This is a genomic window from Mesorhizobium sp. IMUNJ 23033 (assembly GCF_044778005.1).
GTDB lineage: Bacteria > Pseudomonadota > Alphaproteobacteria > Rhizobiales > Rhizobiaceae > Mesorhizobium > Mesorhizobium amorphae_A.
Genome location: NZ_JBJACT010000047.1, coordinates 1 through 16,315 on the forward strand (window position 1 = coordinate 1; position 16,315 = coordinate 16,315).

Annotated in this window: 17 protein-coding genes; 1 reads left to right on the plus strand and 16 read right to left on the minus strand. The window is 62.4% G+C overall.

The window, feature by feature from the left end:
- Nucleotides 1–113: 113 nt before the first annotated feature.
- Genes ACFX5Q_RS32160 through aepX form a run of 4 tightly spaced genes read right to left on the minus strand, consistent with a single transcriptional unit; the run spans nucleotide 114 to nucleotide 3,521 of the window.
- Complete coding sequence (locus ACFX5Q_RS32160) at nucleotides 114–506, minus strand: CDP-alcohol phosphatidyltransferase family protein (protein ID WP_404284278.1); 393 nt, start codon at nucleotides 504–506, stop codon at nucleotides 114–116.
- Between the two features lie 24 nt (nucleotides 507–530).
- Nucleotides 531–1,310: a phosphocholine cytidylyltransferase family protein gene (locus tag ACFX5Q_RS32165; protein WP_404284279.1), complete on the minus strand. Its 780-nt coding sequence runs from the start codon at nucleotides 1,308–1,310 to the stop codon at nucleotides 531–533.
- Nucleotides 1,311–1,348: 38 nt separating this feature from the next.
- A complete protein-coding gene (locus tag ACFX5Q_RS32170; protein WP_192385125.1) occupies nucleotides 1,349–2,536 on the minus strand; it encodes a pyridoxal phosphate-dependent aminotransferase in 1,188 nt (395 codons plus the stop codon).
- 49 nt (nucleotides 2,537–2,585) lie between these two features.
- Nucleotides 2,586–3,521 carry a phosphoenolpyruvate mutase gene (gene aepX / locus ACFX5Q_RS32175; RefSeq protein WP_192385126.1) on the minus strand — a complete coding sequence of 312 codons (936 nt, stop codon included), beginning with the start codon at nucleotides 3,519–3,521 and terminating at the stop codon, nucleotides 2,586–2,588.
- A gap of 351 nt (nucleotides 3,522–3,872) precedes the next feature.
- Between aepX and ACFX5Q_RS32180 the strand changes: the two genes are divergently transcribed.
- Nucleotides 3,873–4,613 (plus strand): GntR family transcriptional regulator, encoded by a 741-nt coding sequence (locus ACFX5Q_RS32180; RefSeq protein ID WP_192385127.1) that lies wholly within the window; start codon nucleotides 3,873–3,875, stop codon nucleotides 4,611–4,613.
- Between the two features lie 35 nt (nucleotides 4,614–4,648).
- On the opposite strand, the gene ACFX5Q_RS32185 is transcribed toward ACFX5Q_RS32180, so the two are convergent.
- From ACFX5Q_RS32185 to hybE, 12 genes are all read right to left on the minus strand, one after another.
- Nucleotides 4,649–4,840, minus strand: a complete 192-nt coding sequence (locus tag ACFX5Q_RS32185) for a hypothetical protein (protein ID WP_404284282.1) — start codon at nucleotides 4,838–4,840, stop codon at nucleotides 4,649–4,651.
- Entirely contained in the window at nucleotides 4,797–5,714 is a 918-nt protein-coding gene (locus ACFX5Q_RS32190) for a hypothetical protein (protein ID WP_404284284.1), read from the minus strand. Before ACFX5Q_RS32190 ends, ACFX5Q_RS32185 begins: the two co-directional genes overlap by 44 nt.
- A 700-nt stretch (nucleotides 5,715–6,414) precedes the next feature.
- Nucleotides 6,415–6,564 carry a hypothetical protein gene (locus ACFX5Q_RS32195; protein ID WP_404284286.1) on the minus strand — a complete coding sequence of 50 codons (150 nt, stop codon included), beginning with the start codon at nucleotides 6,562–6,564 and terminating at the stop codon, nucleotides 6,415–6,417.
- Between the two features lie 157 nt (nucleotides 6,565–6,721).
- Nucleotides 6,722–9,049 (minus strand): carbamoyltransferase HypF, encoded by a 2,328-nt coding sequence (gene hypF, locus ACFX5Q_RS32200; RefSeq protein WP_404284288.1) that lies wholly within the window; start codon nucleotides 9,047–9,049, stop codon nucleotides 6,722–6,724.
- 112 nt (nucleotides 9,050–9,161) lie between these two features.
- Nucleotides 9,162–10,925 carry a hydrogenase maturation protein gene (locus ACFX5Q_RS32205; protein WP_404284289.1) on the minus strand — a complete coding sequence of 588 codons (1,764 nt, stop codon included), beginning with the start codon at nucleotides 10,923–10,925 and terminating at the stop codon, nucleotides 9,162–9,164.
- Between the two features lie 2 nt (nucleotides 10,926–10,927).
- Nucleotides 10,928–11,977, minus strand: a complete 1,050-nt coding sequence (gene hypE, locus ACFX5Q_RS32210) for a hydrogenase expression/formation protein HypE (protein ID WP_404284290.1) — start codon at nucleotides 11,975–11,977, stop codon at nucleotides 10,928–10,930.
- On the minus strand, nucleotides 11,977–13,122 hold the full coding sequence (hypD, locus tag ACFX5Q_RS32215) for a hydrogenase formation protein HypD (RefSeq protein WP_404284291.1): 1,146 nt from the start codon (nucleotides 13,120–13,122) through the stop codon (nucleotides 11,977–11,979). Before hypD ends, hypE begins: the two co-directional genes overlap by 1 nt.
- Nucleotides 13,119–13,355: a HypC/HybG/HupF family hydrogenase formation chaperone gene (locus ACFX5Q_RS32220; RefSeq protein ID WP_404284292.1), complete on the minus strand. Its 237-nt coding sequence runs from the start codon at nucleotides 13,353–13,355 to the stop codon at nucleotides 13,119–13,121. Before ACFX5Q_RS32220 ends, hypD begins: the two co-directional genes overlap by 4 nt.
- On the minus strand, nucleotides 13,355–14,260 hold the full coding sequence (gene hypB, locus ACFX5Q_RS32225) for a hydrogenase nickel incorporation protein HypB (RefSeq protein WP_404284294.1): 906 nt from the start codon (nucleotides 14,258–14,260) through the stop codon (nucleotides 13,355–13,357). The genes ACFX5Q_RS32220 and hypB overlap by 1 nt, the downstream gene beginning before the upstream one ends.
- A complete protein-coding gene (gene hypA, locus ACFX5Q_RS32230; protein ID WP_404284296.1) occupies nucleotides 14,260–14,601 on the minus strand; it encodes a hydrogenase maturation nickel metallochaperone HypA in 342 nt (113 codons plus the stop codon). The genes hypB and hypA overlap by 1 nt, the downstream gene beginning before the upstream one ends.
- Nucleotides 14,601–15,734, minus strand: coding sequence for a hypothetical protein (locus tag ACFX5Q_RS32235; RefSeq protein ID WP_404284298.1), 1,134 nt, complete (start codon nucleotides 15,732–15,734; stop codon nucleotides 14,601–14,603). The genes hypA and ACFX5Q_RS32235 overlap by 1 nt, the downstream gene beginning before the upstream one ends.
- Nucleotides 15,731–16,315, minus strand: a complete 585-nt coding sequence (gene hybE, locus ACFX5Q_RS32240; protein WP_404284299.1) for a [NiFe]-hydrogenase assembly chaperone HybE — start codon at nucleotides 16,313–16,315, stop codon at nucleotides 15,731–15,733. The genes ACFX5Q_RS32235 and hybE overlap by 4 nt, the downstream gene beginning before the upstream one ends.

Below are 16,315 nucleotides of genomic sequence, written 5' to 3' on the forward strand. Positions count from 1 at the left end.
TAATAAAGCCAGACGGCATGAGCAACGATTTCGATCGGGAAGCGATGGTTCTTGTAGGTGGCGCATGCTTCGACCATGCCAACCTGACTTATCGTCAAACCGTTAAGCCAAAATCAATGTGACAGCATCGTGAAATATCCAGTCGTCAAACCGAAATTGCTAAAATAACTGAGCCGGAGTGCGCCGGCGACGAGAAGGACGATTCCGACGATGATCGAGGTCAGTTCGCCCCCTCCGAGGCTCATGACTACGGCGGCGGGTATAACGCTGCCGTAGATGAGGTCGCTGAAGCCGTCGAGACTCTTGCCGATTTTCGCTGCTTCGGGACTTCTATTCTTTGTGCGCCCAGCGATGACGCCGTCAAGCTGATCAGCTAACATCGACCAAAGCGAGATTGCGACTGCCAGTTCTGGCTGCCCCACGAGTAACTCGCGCAAGGCCAAGCCAGAGAAAATAATTCCGCTTGTGGTAATGGCGTTGGCGGGATCAACGAGGTAGCGAAGCATCTTTCATTCCCCAGGGTTTAGTCGTCAGCAGGCAATCTCGCGCGCGGTCGTGAACATCGCCTCCGCGATGCGCAGGTCGGTTTCATTGTCGATCTCGTACCATTTGAGGCTGTCGCACCTGGCGGCCGCGATCTGGAGCCCTTTTAGCCGGACGAGGTCCGACAGGAGCTCCTCGATGTAGGACTTGATGGCTCCGGCGCGGATGATGTCATTGAGATGCGGAACGATCGTCCGGCCCAGGGCGTCGCCAGAGAAGCGGATTAGGTTCATGGTCTTGAACAGTGGCGGCGAACCATCAGTGAGGTTCGCCGCCGTTTGCTTCATACGTACCTCGGCGATGTAGCCGTTGTTGGTCAACACGACGGCCGAGCCCTCCATCGCCGGGCTGAACGGCGCGACTGCGGCGACGTTGTCGGCATCGCCCAAGCTCAGGCAGCGGAGGGCATCCAGTTCGAAGAAGACGTCCCCTTCGAGTAGATAGGTGTCGCCGCTGAGAAGCGCATCGCGCGCCAGCCAGAGCGAGTAGGCGCTGCCTGTCTTGTCAAAAACGTCGGACTCAACATAGTCGACATCGAGAGTTCCGAAGCGCCGGCCGCAGGAATACTGTATGGCGTCCTTGCGATAGCCGACGACGATTGTCACCTTCCGTACGCCCATTGCCTCGAGATGCTGCAGGGCATTATGCAGGATCGGTGTGCCGTTGACCTCGACCAAGGGTTTCGGACGCGCGTCGGTAATCGGACGCAAGCGTAAGCCGAACCCGGCGGCAAGAATGACGGCATTCCTCGGAGCAGTTGCGGTCATTGATCCAAACCCTATTTGTCCTTGTTTTGATGATTCCTTCAGTCCCAGGCATTGAGGACGCCGACTAGCCGACCGAGGCCTGCCTTGAGTTGCTCTGGCGGAATGCCATAGGAGAGTCTCAGTCCCATCGGATCGCCGAAGGCATTCCCCGAGACGCCCGCAACCCCGGCTTCCCTGAGTAGCGCGGCGACGATGTCGTCGGCGGTCTTGGCGTGACTGTCGCCGGGTGTCGGTCGCAGGAGGCTGGATAGATCAAGGTAAAAATAGAACCCGCCCTGAGCTTTCGGGACCTGAACGCGCTGCAACCCAGAGAGCACGGTGAGCCCGGTCTGCCGTGCCGTGGTCAATTGACCCCGCAGACCTGCCTCAAAGGCGCCATCGCCTTCATCGAGGTGGCGAAGCACGGCGTGCTGGGCGACGACATTCGGGTTCGACGTCGTATGCGATTGCAGCGCCTTGACAGCGGAGATCAGCTCCTTCGGCGCCGCAAGGTATCCGATGCGCCAGCCGGTAAGCGCCAGGCTCTTGGAGAAGGCGTTGACGATCACCGTCCAGGCCCGGACTTCCGGCACCAGCGACACGATCGGGTGGTGTTCATGCCCGTTATAAGTGAAGCTGCCGTAGCATTCGTCGAAAATGATCCAAAGTTTCCGCTCGATCGCCAGCCGGGCGATGGCCGCGAGGGTTGCTGCGTCGTAGACGGCACCGCTCGGATTGCCGGGAGTGTTGACGACGATGGCGCGGGTCAGTGGCGTGATAACGCGTTCGATGTCGTCAATTCGCGGAACGTAGCCGTTTCCACGCGTGTCGAGATGGACCGGCGTACCGCCGGCGATCTGGACCTGGGCCGGGAATGATGCCCAGTAGGGCGCAGGGATAATGACCTGGTCGCCGGGATTGATCAGCGTCATGACCACATTGAACAGGGCCTGCTTCGCGCCGCTCGTCACGGCGATCTCGTCGGCGCGCCAGCGTTGCCCGGTCTCAATCGACACCATCCGCGCCAGCGCCTCGCGCAACTCCATCATCCCGATTGTATCGGTGTAGCGATTGACGCCCTTGTTGATGGCGTCGATCGCGCCTTCGCGAATCGCGGGAGCAAGCTCGCTCCAAATCTCGCCGGCTGTCAGGTCGACGATCTCCTTGCCGGCATCGGCCGCTTTTGCGGCAGCCCGCGCCGCAGCGGTGCCCGACATTTCGAATAACCTTGTCCGTTGCGCGAGCATGTGCGCCCCACCGTTTTCGTTTTGCTTTTCAAAGGACGGGCCGAGCCTGCTACCGGACGCCGTTCTCCGTTTGCGGCAGATATCTCTTTTCGGCTGCGGAGAGCTCTTGGTATTTCAGCAGATCAAAGAGCTCATCGAGCGTCGCGACGTCGCTCTCGATCCCAGCGATGCTCTCTTCCCGGATGATACGATCGCAAACCTGGCGCATGGCCGAGATCGCCGCGCGCATGTTGTGGTTCGCCCAGACTACCGTAGAGATTCCGGCCTTGCGATATTCCGAGACGGGCGTACGGTAATATTTCGTGGGCACGATCACGACCGGAAGGCGGTTCTGCCAGGCGCGCGTGAAGGCGAAAATCTCCTCAGCATCGGACTTGCGGGAATGGATGAGGATGGCGTCGGCACCTGCCTCCGCGTAGGCGTGCGCCCGCACCAGCGCCTCGTCCTGTCCATGGCCGGCGATGAGCGCCTCGATCCGGGCGACGAGCACGAACTCCGGATCCGGCACCTGGTCCTTCACGGCCTTGAGCCGGCCACAGAACTCCCCAACGTCAGCCAGCGGGTGCCGGTCGCCGACGAATGAGTTCATTTTCGGGAAAGCCTTGTCCTCGAGGCAGACACCGCTCGCACAGTGCTGGCGTAGCTTCCGGGCGACCAAGCGCGCATTGTTGAAATTCCCGAACCCGCTGTCCCCGTCCACGAGAATCGGAATGTCCGCCACGTTCGCCATACGCTCGACGACATCGACGACCTCAGACCAGGATGCTTCGCTCGCATCGCGATAACCGAGGCTCGACGAGATGGAGAGCCCGGAAGCCCACAATGCCTTAAACCCAGCGCGTTGCGCGATCGCTGCAGAAAGACCGTCATGGGCCTCCATTGCAAAGGCGAGGTCGCTGGAGGTGATCAGGCTGCGCAAGCTCTCGCGTGGGCTCTTGGCTGGAATAAAGTTATCGGTCGATTTCGCTAGGAGCGAACCATGCATCGCCATCTCTCCTCTGTAAATAGCCAGCATAGTATCGATCAGTTGTGCGTCAAGTCGAAAACGCGCGTTAAAAGCAATTTGTTACGATCTAACGGTGGGTTCTGCGGCTTATTTTGAGGTTATTTTGAGCTACACATGGCAGACGAAACCATTTGACTTAAACATTATAATGCCGCCTCTATCAGTGCTTATATCGATTGTAATATCAACCATTATAATGGCCGCTACATCGTCGACTATAATGCTCTTCGGAGCGGCAGTGCCGCGCGTTCATATCGCTGACATGGCTGTGTGTGATGCTTCCCGCGCCGCCCTCTGGAAGGCAGCGGAACCTACAACTGTGCGGAGCGAATGTCGGAAAAAGAAGAGCAGACGGCCGGAGAGGTGACGGGGGCGGAAGGCCTGACGGGCGCGCTCTACCGACAGCTCAGGGATCGCATCGTCAGGCACCATATCCGGCCGGGCCAGCGGCTCGATCCGCGCAGGCTGGCGGATGATTTCAAAGTCAGCGCCGCGCCGGTGCGCGACGCGGTGAACCGCTTGACCGGCGAGGGGTTGGTCCAGCACGTGCCCTCGAAGGGTTACTTTGTCCGGCCCATCACCGTTGCCCGTCTGATCGAAGCTTATGAGATGATTTTTGTCATGCTGCGCCATGGTGTAGAGTTCAGCAGGGTGCCGTTCGACACTGAGGGCCTACAGCGTGTCCCTAAGATTGCGACTTTCGGTGACGAGGCCCCTGTCATGACCGATGAGGCCGCGAAGCAATACGGCTCGTTCGTCGAGATGCTGTTCGAGCGGATCGCTGCGATGGCAGGAACTGACATCGTCCGTTCTGTAATCCGCTACTATCTCGACCAAACACATTATGCGCGTGTTCACGACCTGTTGGACTCAGAGTACCTGGGTGTCGTTGTCGAGCAGATGACCAGGCTAATGACGAGCCTCACGGCTGGCGATCGCACGGCAGCGCTCGCGGTCATGGGCGAACTCCTCGACGAGAAGCTCAAGCGATTACCCAGCCTTGTGAACGAAATAGAACGCCAGGCATTGGAGCGTGACCCGCTCTTTCGGGCCCGTAGCGAGGAGGATTGAGTTCATCGCCAGTCATAGGGCCTGTATGGAACGCTTCAACGACGGTTGGCTATCCGGACGGGCAGCACGCGGTGCGCATCATGCGTCGCTTCAATGATTCCACCCAACCACGGGCCGAAGCGCAATCGCGCATATTTCGAAGCGCATCGGCGCATCGCCTTGTCGACGCGCTGCTCAAGCGCATCACCACAGCCGCCATGAAGGAACTCGACGCGCAGTTGACGCATCACGCTGACCGCCTCGCGGATCCCGCTCCGGAAGTGGGCAAAGGCTCTGGTTTTGGCTGACGGCAATAACCGCGTTGTGATGCGTCGACGCTTCGACGGAATATGGCAAATCCGCCCGGTGCGTCGGTTCGGGATTCTCCAGATAGGACGACGTTTTGGCACTGAAGAGAACGCCTTCGATTGCGCCATCAGAGGCATTGTAGCGCCGACGAGCACTCGCGACCGTTTCAACATAATCGGGATAGCCTTGCAAAAGCCGGGCGCTTTCGTGCTCAACAATCTCGCTAATAGCCTGCGCCACGTCTACAATTCGTTGTCTCGCAAACTGCTCTGTGAGATGAACTAGCATTCGGGGGAGCCGCGCCGTAACCTGCGTGTCGTGCGACACGGCGCGCCGGAAGGCGAGGGTCTGATCCAGAATGCTCAGCAGGTGCCAGCGCGGCTGTCGGTGATAGCACACCGTCACCAGACGTCGCAGAAGAGACTCGATCCACCAAAACGCTTGGGCGAGCCTGGTTCCCTCGCTGATCCCGCGATTAATGCGTTCGGCCGCCATCTTCAGTTTGCCAATCGATGCCTCGTGACGCGCTAGAAACGACTCATCCAGTCCGGCGACGGCCACGGCCTTGCCGATGGCACACGCCTGAAGCACATCGGACTGCGACAACGTCTTCGCGTAGAAGCCCTTTTCGGGAACAAAGTCCATCAGGCCTTCATGCGAGACGCGAAACAGAGCTTCGCGCACCGGGACAGGACTGACGCCTAGAATTGTCGAGATCTTGCGAGCGCTTATCGGAACGCTGTCCGACAGTATGTTCAGCGTCACATAGTTCTTCACAAAGCGATACGCACGCCTCTGCGCATGTGGCGTCACGGGCTCCTCCTGAGTGGGCCGCGATTGGCGGTAAGGCCCTTGCGATTTTTGCTTGCGCCAACCGTCATGACGGCGATCGTCTCGGCAGATCGGCGCTTCGCGGCTCGGAATCGCACGTACTCCCGCGCATCAGTATGCCTTCCGACCATCCTGTCTCACCTCCACTCCCTCTACCCGAGCGGACCCGTCTGTCATGGCTACCGCACGAAGCGCTTCACCACCAATCGCTCTGCGGGCCAAGCGGAGATCTGCCATTGCCACCCGCCGTGACAGAATCATCGAAGCAATGTGCGTGCCGGATGGCGCTCCGTTTGCGTTACACCGCTTCCCCACTAATCGGTGGCCCGGCCTTGGCGACCTTTGGGTCGGGCTTGCGACATTCTTGTCCCGTTTCTGACACAAGATGGTTTTGCCGATAGACACGCCCGGGGAGAACACATTGGAACCCGAGCATGTAAACGTCTCACCCGAGCCGAACGCGATCCTCACCGAATCCGGACCAGGGTGCTTGCTGAAGAGCGCGCGCTTATGGTTGTTGCGACAGGCGTGTCTTCCGCGATAGCCGCGCACGCGCATGCAAGAACATGCTAGCGGCAGACGCTATGCGTCGCTGCAATGCCCGCGGGTGTGCGGCAGTGCATCGGCTCGATCTGTCCGGATCATTTTTCCCGCGCCGGTGCGGAAGCGCCGAATATCCGCATCATACAGCACCTTTGTTCAGTGTGGTGACCAAGCGGTTATAGCACGCGCCGGTCTTGGCGAAGACACGGTCAAGTGTCGTGCCCCGCTGAATGGTGTAGCTCGGCGGTGACGAGCCGCTCGCGAGCGCGCCCTCAACAGCGGCGGTCATCGATGTTCCCCGGTAAGGATTCGAAGGAACGACCGATGACCGACCACCTGATGAATGAGGCGACGGCCCGGACGAATGCGGCAAGCTGGCCGCCGCTCGTCACAAAGCGCACCGCCTTATATGGACGATGCTGATATTTTTTCTTCAACGATTGGTCTCAATGCCAAAGGGCTAGGCCGATCGCTGCCTGGCCGAGCGCCAGACCGCCGTCGTTTGCGGGAACGCTTGCGTGCGCCAGCCCCTCCAATCCTGCAACTGTGAGCTCGGCGAGTACGCCTTTGAGCAGCAGCCAATTCTGGAAAGCGCCACCGGACAGTGCGACCGTGCCGACGCCGTTTTCCTTAGTGAGTCCGATGGCCCTCCGCGAGATGATCTCTATCAACGTCCTGTGGAAGCGCGCGGCAATCAGCCCGGTTTCGACGTCCGAAGCCTGATCGCGAAGAAGCGCTTCCCACAGACCTTTCCAAGAGATAGCCGGCCCCTTCGGCGAGGTTGCTGGCCAAGCCTTGGCCGCATCCATGAACGGGCTGGCGAGCGCCTCCATCTCCATGCCGGCTTGCCCCTCGTAGCTCTGGCGCTTGAAACAGATGCCGAGGACTGCCGCGCAGGCATCGAAAAGGCGCCCCGCCGAGGAAGCAAGCGGAGCATTGACGCCCCTCTCGATCATCCGGTCCAGCACGCCAAGCGGCTTTTCGGCCAAGGCGCGGACGAAGGGCCGATCGGCAGGAAGCTTGGTCAGGAAATCCGGACCGAAAGCCGCCCGCAGATGCGCATAGGCATTGCGCCACGGCTCGACGCTGGCCTTGTCGCCGCCGGGCATGGCGACCGGCTCGAAGTATGCCAGCCTCCGGAACCCTCGATAGCCGCCGAGCAGGAACTCGCCGCCCCAGATCGTGCCGTCATCGCCGTATCCGAGACCGTCGAGGATAATGCCGAGCACCGGCGGTGCGTCGATTGCGCGGCCGTGCTGGGCAAGGCACGAGGCGAGATGCGCGTGATGGTGCTGGACCTGCACAAACCTCGCCGCGGTCTCACGGGCAAGCTCCATGGCAAGCCGGGTCGAACGGTAGCCCGGATGCCGGTCGGCGACAATGAGGTCCGGCTTCGTGTCGAACAGGCTTCGATACAGCCCCAACGCCTGCCCCCACGCGTCCTGGTTCTTCAGCTCGTCGAGGTCGCCGAGATGCTGCGACAGCAGCGCCTTGCCGTCGCCCGCCAGGCAGAACGCGGCCTTTAGGTCGCCGCCCACAGCCAGCGCCCTGACCGGGCCATCGAAGCCCGCCGGCAGCGCCAGCGGCTCCGGCGCGAAACCACGCGCGCGACGCAACACCGAAATGCCGTGACCGTCGCAGCGCACCACGCTGTCGTCGAGCCGGTTGACAATCTCGCGGTCGTGCATCAGCCAGAAATCGGCGATCCCGGCAAGCTCCTGCCGCGCCTCGTCGTTGTCCGTACATTGCGGCTCGCCCGAGCGATTGCCGGAGGTCATCACCACCGGACCGTCCAGCGCTCGCAGCAAGAGATGGTGCAGCGGCGTGAAGGGCAGCATGAAACCGAGCCGCTCGTGCTCCGGCGCCACGCCCGCCGCAACGCTGCAGCTGTCACAGCGCTTCACCAGCACGATCGGCGCCGCTCGGGCGGCAAGTGCGGCGCGCTCCTCGCCTGACAGCTCCGCGAATTCGGCAACCTGCTCCAAGTCGCGCGCCATCAGTGCGAACGGCTTGCCGTCGCGTTTCTTGCGGGCGCGCATCTGCGCCACCGCCGCTTCGTCCGTCGCGTCGCAGGCGAGCTGGAACCCGCCGATGCCCTTGATCGCGACGATCCGCCCTTCCCCGATCAGCGCCGCCGCTTTCCGGATCACCGCCTGCGGGCCGCCGCCGACCACGACGCGGTCCGGACCTTCCAACCAGACGCGCGGGCCGCAGGCCGGGCAGGCGATCGGCTGAGCGTGAAAGCGGCGGTCGGCCGGATTTTCGTACTCGGCCCGGCATTCCTCGCATATCGAAAATCGTGCCATAGCGGTCGAGCGGCGGTCATAGGGGATAGCGTTGACGATCGACAGCCGAGGCCCGCAATGCGTGCAATTGGCGAAAGGGTAGAAATAGCGCCGGTTCTTGGGGGCGAGCACTTCCGCAAGACATTCCGGGCAGCAGGCGGCGTCGGGCGCGATGCCGGTCTTCACCTGCCCGCCCGCACTCGCCGCTATAGTGAAGCCGCCCGCCGGCCGCGGCCCCTCAAGCGTCGCCGCCTCGATCCCGTCGATGCGCGCCAGCGGCGGGCACTTCGCCTTTAGCCTGTCCGCGAAGGTCTCGAACTCGGCATCGCTGCACCACAGCGCGATCTCCACGCCTGCAGCATCGTTGCGGACATGGCCCGATAGCCCCATAGCGGTCGCGATGCGCCACACTGTCGGCCGGAAGCCAACGCCTTGGACCAGCCCCGTCACCCGGACCAGGCGTCCCTCCACTGCGGGCTCGGCGAGCATCAGTGCACCGTGCACACCATGCACGAGACGTCGAAATCATCGCTCAGAACGCGCCGCAGCGCCTCCAGCGAGCGGATTTCGTCGTCAACGATCAATATGCCCGGCAGGTCGCTCACGATGCCTTCCTCCTCCCCTCCCGGCCGGCCCGCCAGGCGACGTCGCGGTGGCGGGCGATCGTCACTGGGGTGCGGGACTTCGGCACCTTGTGCACGAAATTATGCCGCGCGACGTGGTAGCTCGGATCGAAGCCGTAGAAATTGCGGCGCATCCGCGAAAGCTCCTCCTCGCGATAGGCCGAAAGCGGCTTGGCCGCCTCGTCGGCTGTGCGCTGGGCTTGTTTTTCGGTGAGCAACCGCGGAAACTCTGCGCTCCCGGTCAGCGCGGCAGCCGACGCCCTCACTTGCACCATGAACAGTTCGCTTGCCCCCGCGAACACCCGGTTGGCCAGATTCAGATTCAGCGCCTCCTTCGCGCCCATCGGCAGGCGCGCCGCCGCGATCCGGCGGGCATTCTCAGACCCGCAGCAGCTCGGCAGGAGATAGGTCCAGAACTCCGAGCCGTAGAGATTGCCCATGTCCTTGTAATGCGGGTTGAGGATGACGCTCGAGCGCATCCAGACCTGGTCGGTGCCGCGGGCGAGAAACACGCCGCCCGCTCCCGCATTTCCGGCAAGCGCTGCTACGGTGATGTGGCTTGTCGTGCGGATGATCGCCTCGGCGAGGTCGTCGATGGCATTGATGTTGACCCACGACTCGTCGGCCGCGCTGTCGGCCGCCTCGATCCGGTTGAGGTCGAGCCCGTTGGACCAGAACTGAGGTCCTCCGCACAGCACGATCGCCCTGGTCGGACGCTCCGTCGCTTTTGTATAAACGTCCAAAAGTCTTCGACAGGCGTCTTTTCCCATTGCACCGTTATAGAAGGCGAAGTGCAGATAGCCGACCGCACCGTCTTCTTCGTAGATGATGTCCTGATATCCGCCCGGTGAATTGAGCGGGATCTCCGGCAGGCCTGCAACTTCCTTCGCGAAGACCGTTGTCGCCGGCAGCTTGAACGGGTTTGGCGAATTGGGGTGCCGGACATGGCCGATCCACAACGCGCCGTCGACTGTGACGAGGGCGATCGCCGGCCCGCTTCTGGCAACGACCGCTCCCGGCTCCAGGAGCGATATCTTGCCCCGTTCACCCCGCGAGAGAGGCACGTCACCCCTTGGTTCACGTGCCTCTCGCGCGTCGAAAAGGAAGACCGTTTCGCCGAAAAAATTGTCCCGCACGCCCGGCGCGCCGTCCGCTGCTGCGATATTCTTCAGCACCGTTTCGGTCGTGTCGGCAGCCCAATCGATCCGCCGGTCCGCCTGTTTGATCGCGTCCCGCCACCGGCCCAGGGGCACAACAGATTGTTCTTCCGGGGCAATTGGCTTTTCGCCCTGCTCGAACCGCGCGATCGCTTCGAGCACCGCCGTCACCGCCGCGTCGGTCACCTCGTTGCGGTAGAGGCTCGATTTCGTCGCCTTTCGCATCGCGAAGGTGGCGCTCGCCCAGACCGGCCCGGCATCCATTTCGGCCGCCGCTTCCAGCACCGTGACACCCCACTGCGTCGCCCCGTCCATCACCGCCCAGTCCAGCGCGGAGGGGCCGCGATCGCCGACGATGCCTGGGTGAACGATCATACAGCATTGATTTTCATAGACTTTTTTCGGGATTGCGCGCTTCAGGAAGGGGGCGATGACGAGGTCCGGCCGAAACAAATCTACCGCCTCGATGGTCCGCTCGTCGTTGACGTCCATCTCGACCGAGACCTCGTGTGCGTGCTCACCAAGCTCCACGAAAATCCTCTGACTCAAGGCGTTGAAGGCGGTGACGAGAAGCAGAATGCGCATCTTCAGCAGATCCTCGGAAGCTGTTCCCCGGCGATCCAGTCGACCACGCGCATACCGCCAAGTCTCGTTTTCATCCGCACCAGCGCATGCTGGTCTGCGACGACTTCGCCAATGATTGCGGCATCCCGGCCCTTGGGATGAGCGCGTATAGCGGCGAGCAAAGTCTCCGCGTCTTCCGCCGTGCAGATGGCGATCAGCTTGCCTTCGTTGGCAACATTCAGCGGGTCGAGGCCGAGCAGTTCGCACGCCGCCGCGACCTCCGGCTTCACCGGAACCGCCGCTTCCCGGATTACCATTCCGACGTTGGACTGCTGCGCGATTTCGTTCAGCGTCGCCGACAGTCCGCCGCGCGTGGGGTCACGCAGCACCAGGATACCGGGAATGGTAGCAAGCATCGCCGCCACCAAATCGTGCAGCGGCTGGCTATCGGAGGTGATTTCCGTTTCAAAATCAAGGTGTTCGCGCTTCGACAGGATAGCGACTCCGTGGTCGCCCATGCTGCCGGAGACAAGGATTGCATCGCCCGGCCGGGCATTGCTTCCGGAGACGTAAGTGCCGTTCGCCAGCACGCCAACACCGGTCGTGGAGATGAAAACGCCGTCGCCTTTGCCCTTCTCCACCACCTTGGTGTCGCCCGTAACCACGGGTACGCCTGCTTCCCGGGCGGCAAAAGCCATTGAAACAACTATTCTTTCCAGTTCGGCCAACGGAAAACCTTCCTCCAGGATGAAGGACGCGGACAGCCAGAGCGGCCTCGCGCCCATCATGGCGACGTCGTTGATCGTGCCGTGGACCGCCAGCGCGCCGATATCCCCGCCCGGAAAGAACAGAGGCGAGATGACATGCGCGTCCGTTGCCATCACCAGGCGTCCGCAGACGGTGCCGAGCAGGGCCGCGTCATTGCCCTGGGCCAGGAACTGGTTGGCCAGATGTCTTTGAAAAATATCCCGAATCAGCTCGGCCATCGCGCGGCCGCCCGCGCCATGCGTCATGTCCACCGTGCCGCGGACCGACTGGGTGGTGGCGGCTAGCCTGGGATCGTTCGCGCTCATTATTCCGCCGCGTCCAACGGCTTCGGCTCGCGGAAACGGCCATAGGTCCAGTAGGCCGCGCAGGCGCCCTCGGAGGAGACCATGCATGTGCCAATCGGGTTCTGCGGCGTGCACACGGTGCCGAACAGCTTGCAGTCGGTCGGCTTCTTCACCCCGCGCAGGATCGACGGGCATTCGCAGGATTTCACCTCGCGCGAAGCCTTGACCGACAGCTCGAAGCGCTTCTCGGCGTCGAAATCGGCATAAGCGTCGCGGATGCGCAGGGCGCTGTAGGGCACGGTGCCGAGGCCGCGCCAGTCAAAGGTCTTGCGCAGTTCGAAGACCTCGCTCACCAGTGCTTGCGCCTTGAGGTTGCCCTCCTCGGTCACGACGCGGGTATATTCGTTCTCGACCTCGTGCCGGTCTTCATTGACCTGCCGGATCAGCATCAGAACGGACTGCATGACGTCCAGCGGCTCGAAGCCGGCGATGACAACCGGCTTCTGGAATTCCTCAGCAAAGAATTCATATGGCTGCGAGCCGATCACGGAGGAGACGTGCGAAGGTCCCAGGAACCCGTCGATCTTGACGATGCCCAGCTCCCGCACTTCCGGCGATTCAAGAATGTGAGAGATCGCGGCCGGCGTGAGCACATGGTTGCAGAACACGCTGAAATTCTTGAACCCCTCGGCCTGCGCCGTCTTGATCGCGACGGCCGTCGGCGGCGTCGTGGTTTCGAAGCCGATGGCGAAGAAGACGACTTGCCGCTCTGGGTTTTCACGCGCGATCTTCAAGGCATCGAGCGTTGAATAGACCATGCGGACATCCGCTCCGTCCGCCTTGGCGCGGATCAGGCTGCGTTGCTTGGTGCCCGGCACGCGCATCATGTCGCCATAGGTGCAAAGGATGACCCCGTGCCGCTCGGCGAGTTCCACCGCATCGTCGAGGCGAGAGATGGGAAGCACGCAAACGGGGCATCCGGGTCCGTGCACGAAATGCACGTTCTGCGGTATCAGGTCCTGCACGCCGTAGCGAAAGATCGCATGCGTGTGCCCACCGCAGAACTCCATGAAATGATAGCTCTTTTCCGGATCAGCCTCAGTCGCGATGGCGCCGGCGATGGTCTTCGCAAGCTCGTGGTCGCGATATTCATCGACATATTTCACGCCGAAATCTCCTCCTCCAGCACGCCCGCTTCGGCCATTAGCTGCAGCGTGCGTTCGGCCTCCTCGGGGCTCACCTTGTGGAGCGCATAACCGACATGGACGAGCACGAAATCGTCAAGCGAAACGTCTGCCACCAAGGCCAATGAGATGCGCTTCCTGACCGTGTCGAACGCGACCACGGCCATGTCGTCATCGAGCAGTTCAACGATGCGGGCGGGAATGGCCAGGCACATCAGGCTGCGCCCTTGAGCTCGGCCGCCAGCGGATGGCCGGCTAGCGCCATGGCGCGGGCCGCCCCGATCCAGGCTGTCCAGTCCCACATCCCCTCGCCCGTTCGGGCGGAAACCCTCAGCACCTTGATCCGCGGGTTCACCTTTCGCGCGTTGGCGATGCAGGCCTCCACGTCAAAGTCGAGATGCGGCAACAGGTCGGTCTTGTTGAGGAGCATGAGATCGGCCGCGGCGAACATGTCGGGATATTTCAAAGGCTTGTCCTCGCCCTCGGTGACTGAGAGCACCACCACCTTGTGCGCCTCGCCGAGATCGAAGCCCGCCGGACAGACGAGGTTTCCCACGTTTTCGACGAGGAGAAGGCCTCCTTCGGCAAGGTCGAGGTGATCTGCGGCATGGCCGACCATATGCGCGTCGAGGTGGCAGCCCTTGCCGGTGTTGACCTGGATCGCGCGCGCACCGGTGGCGCGGATGCGGTCGGCATCGTTGGAAGTCTGCTGGTCGCCCTCAATTACGGCAATCGGCAACTTGCCCCTCAGTGCGTCGATCGTGCGGCAAAGCAACGTCGTTTTGCCAGAGCCGGGGCTGGAGACGAGGTTGAGCGCAAGCACGCCGCGCTCGGCGAACATTTTTCTGTTCGCATCGGCATACTCGTTGTTCTTGGAAAGGATATCCTTTTCCAGCTTGACCATCCGCGCCTGGCTCATGCCCGGCGCATGGTCGCCAGCCGGGCCCGAGCCACAATCGTGCACATGATCGTGATGATGATGGGGGCCGCGATCATGATCGTGGTGGCCATGATCGTGGTGGTGATCACGGCCTTCGTTGCCGTGATGATGATGGTGGTGGCCATGCGCCTTGCCCTCGATCCGGACCTCGCCCTCGCCACATCCGCAAACAGTGCACATCAGCTCACCTCCAATTCCCTGATCTTCATTTCCTTGCCGCCGGTCACCTGCAGCTGATGGCTTCCGCAGTCGGGGCATGGATCGAAGCGTGCCGCGATCGGCACGCTCTGGCCGCAAGGCATGCACCAGGCCCTGCCTTCCGTCTCGACGATTTCCAGCCTTGCGTCTTCCGCCAGAGAGCCACGCATGACGACATCGAAGCCGAACTTCAGCGCCTCGACCTCGACATCGGATAGCCGCCCGATTTGCAGGCAGACGCGGCCCACCTTCCGAAAATCCTGCCTGGCGGCCTCTTCCTCGAGGATGCCACGGATGCTCTCGCATATCGCCATCTCGTGCATCAGCGGAACCTCACATCGTAGCCGACGCAGGGGTCGATGGCCCGGACCAGGAGATCGGCCTGGAGCGCCAAATCTTCACGCCGGGATGCAGCGAGCGCCGAAAGCGAGCGCGCGGCAATGCCGCTCTCGGCGAAATGAATGCTGGTCGGAGCCGTGATGGCGTAGTCGGCGATACGGCCTTCGTTCAAAACAATCCGATGTTCCAGCCGGCCGCGTGCTGCCTCGGCGAAGGCAGTAGCAACGCGGCCCCCATTCTCGTCGCGAAAGATTTCGCACGTAAGCACTTCGGACCCGTCCGCGACATCCCGCAGGGCCGCGAGCCCTCCGGCGATCTGCCCCGGCAGCTTCGATGCCTCGACCAAGCGGGCGGCCAGCCGTGCGGCCAGCCCGGCTCCACCGTTTTCGGAAAGGAAAGCGCGAACGAGCGGCGCACCAGCCTGCCTGGCGAGGCAACTCGTGTCGGCCGACGCTTCCTTCAGCAAATGCCCGTGTCCCCCATTTGTCGTTTCGGGGTGGCCTATCATGGCCCAGCCCCTTGCCAAGACCGGCGCGATGAGGCGGGCCGCAACCGTGCTGCGTTCCATAGCCCACTCCGCGAAGGCATCGCGATCCATCTCGCCAAGCGGCTTTTCGCCTTCGTAGACCACGGACTGCGTCAGATAGCCCGCTTCGGCGGCCGTTTCGGCGGCTTCCGCGCCCGGCATTCCCACGCATATGCCGGGAACGAACGCATCGCCGCCTGGAAAAAGCGCCTGCTTGAGGCGCTGCGGCAGGCCCATAGCCCGGCGCAGGATTTTACCGTCCGCAGGCTCGCTCGCGAGACTGGCAGTATCCAAGCCAATGCGCAGCAGGTGCTCGCGCAACGTCTCGGCAAGCACAAGAAGCCGCCGCGCTTGTTTCGTGCGCTGGGCTGTCCCAATCTCCAGGGCCGCCTCGGCTGCCTCGACGCTCGCCGCCGACTGCGCAATACCACAGACACTGAACAGCGAGCCGATCGCCGAGACGACCTCCCTCGCCGGTCGGGCTCGCACGATCGGGCCAAGCGCAACCGGGCGCGGCGGCATAACGATGGCTTCCACAACGCGACCGCCATCGCAGACGAGATCGATGGAGACGCGGCCATCAACGCTCATGCGGCGGTCTCCTCCTTGTCGCCCAAACCGAACAGCCAGCGGCGGGTCAATCCCGCCGGCTGAGAGCTCGGGGGTGTTCCGGCTGTCTCAACCTCGTCCAACGCGCTTGCCTCTTCCTCGGGTAGGCGGCCTTCCCAGACACAGACCATGTCGCCGTCTTCATCTTCGTCTTCTTTCGCCTCGCGATTGAACAGTTCCGCAAGCACCTGCCGCCCTGCCTCTTGCGCACTCTCCTGGTCGGCGAATTCGAACATTGGCGAGAACAGCGAACACATGCGGTAGCAGCCGAGCTCCTCTTCATAGGCCTGGATGAACTCGAACCGGCCCGCCGGGAATGAAACGTGCTCCTTCGTGCCCGTACGCACGCGCGGGCGCGCTTGCCCGTCGCCAGAAGGTAGAAGCACGAGGTTCATGAACCAGGGCGTGACGAGAACCGCGAGCCATTCGCCCTGCCACTGCCGCACGCCCACCGCGCTGACGCAAAGCGCCGGGTTGAGGATCGGAATTTCTGCCATGGCCGTCCGTTCGATCCGCTGAAACACGAACTCTAGACGGGCAGCGACGGCTTGCGAATGATCCAT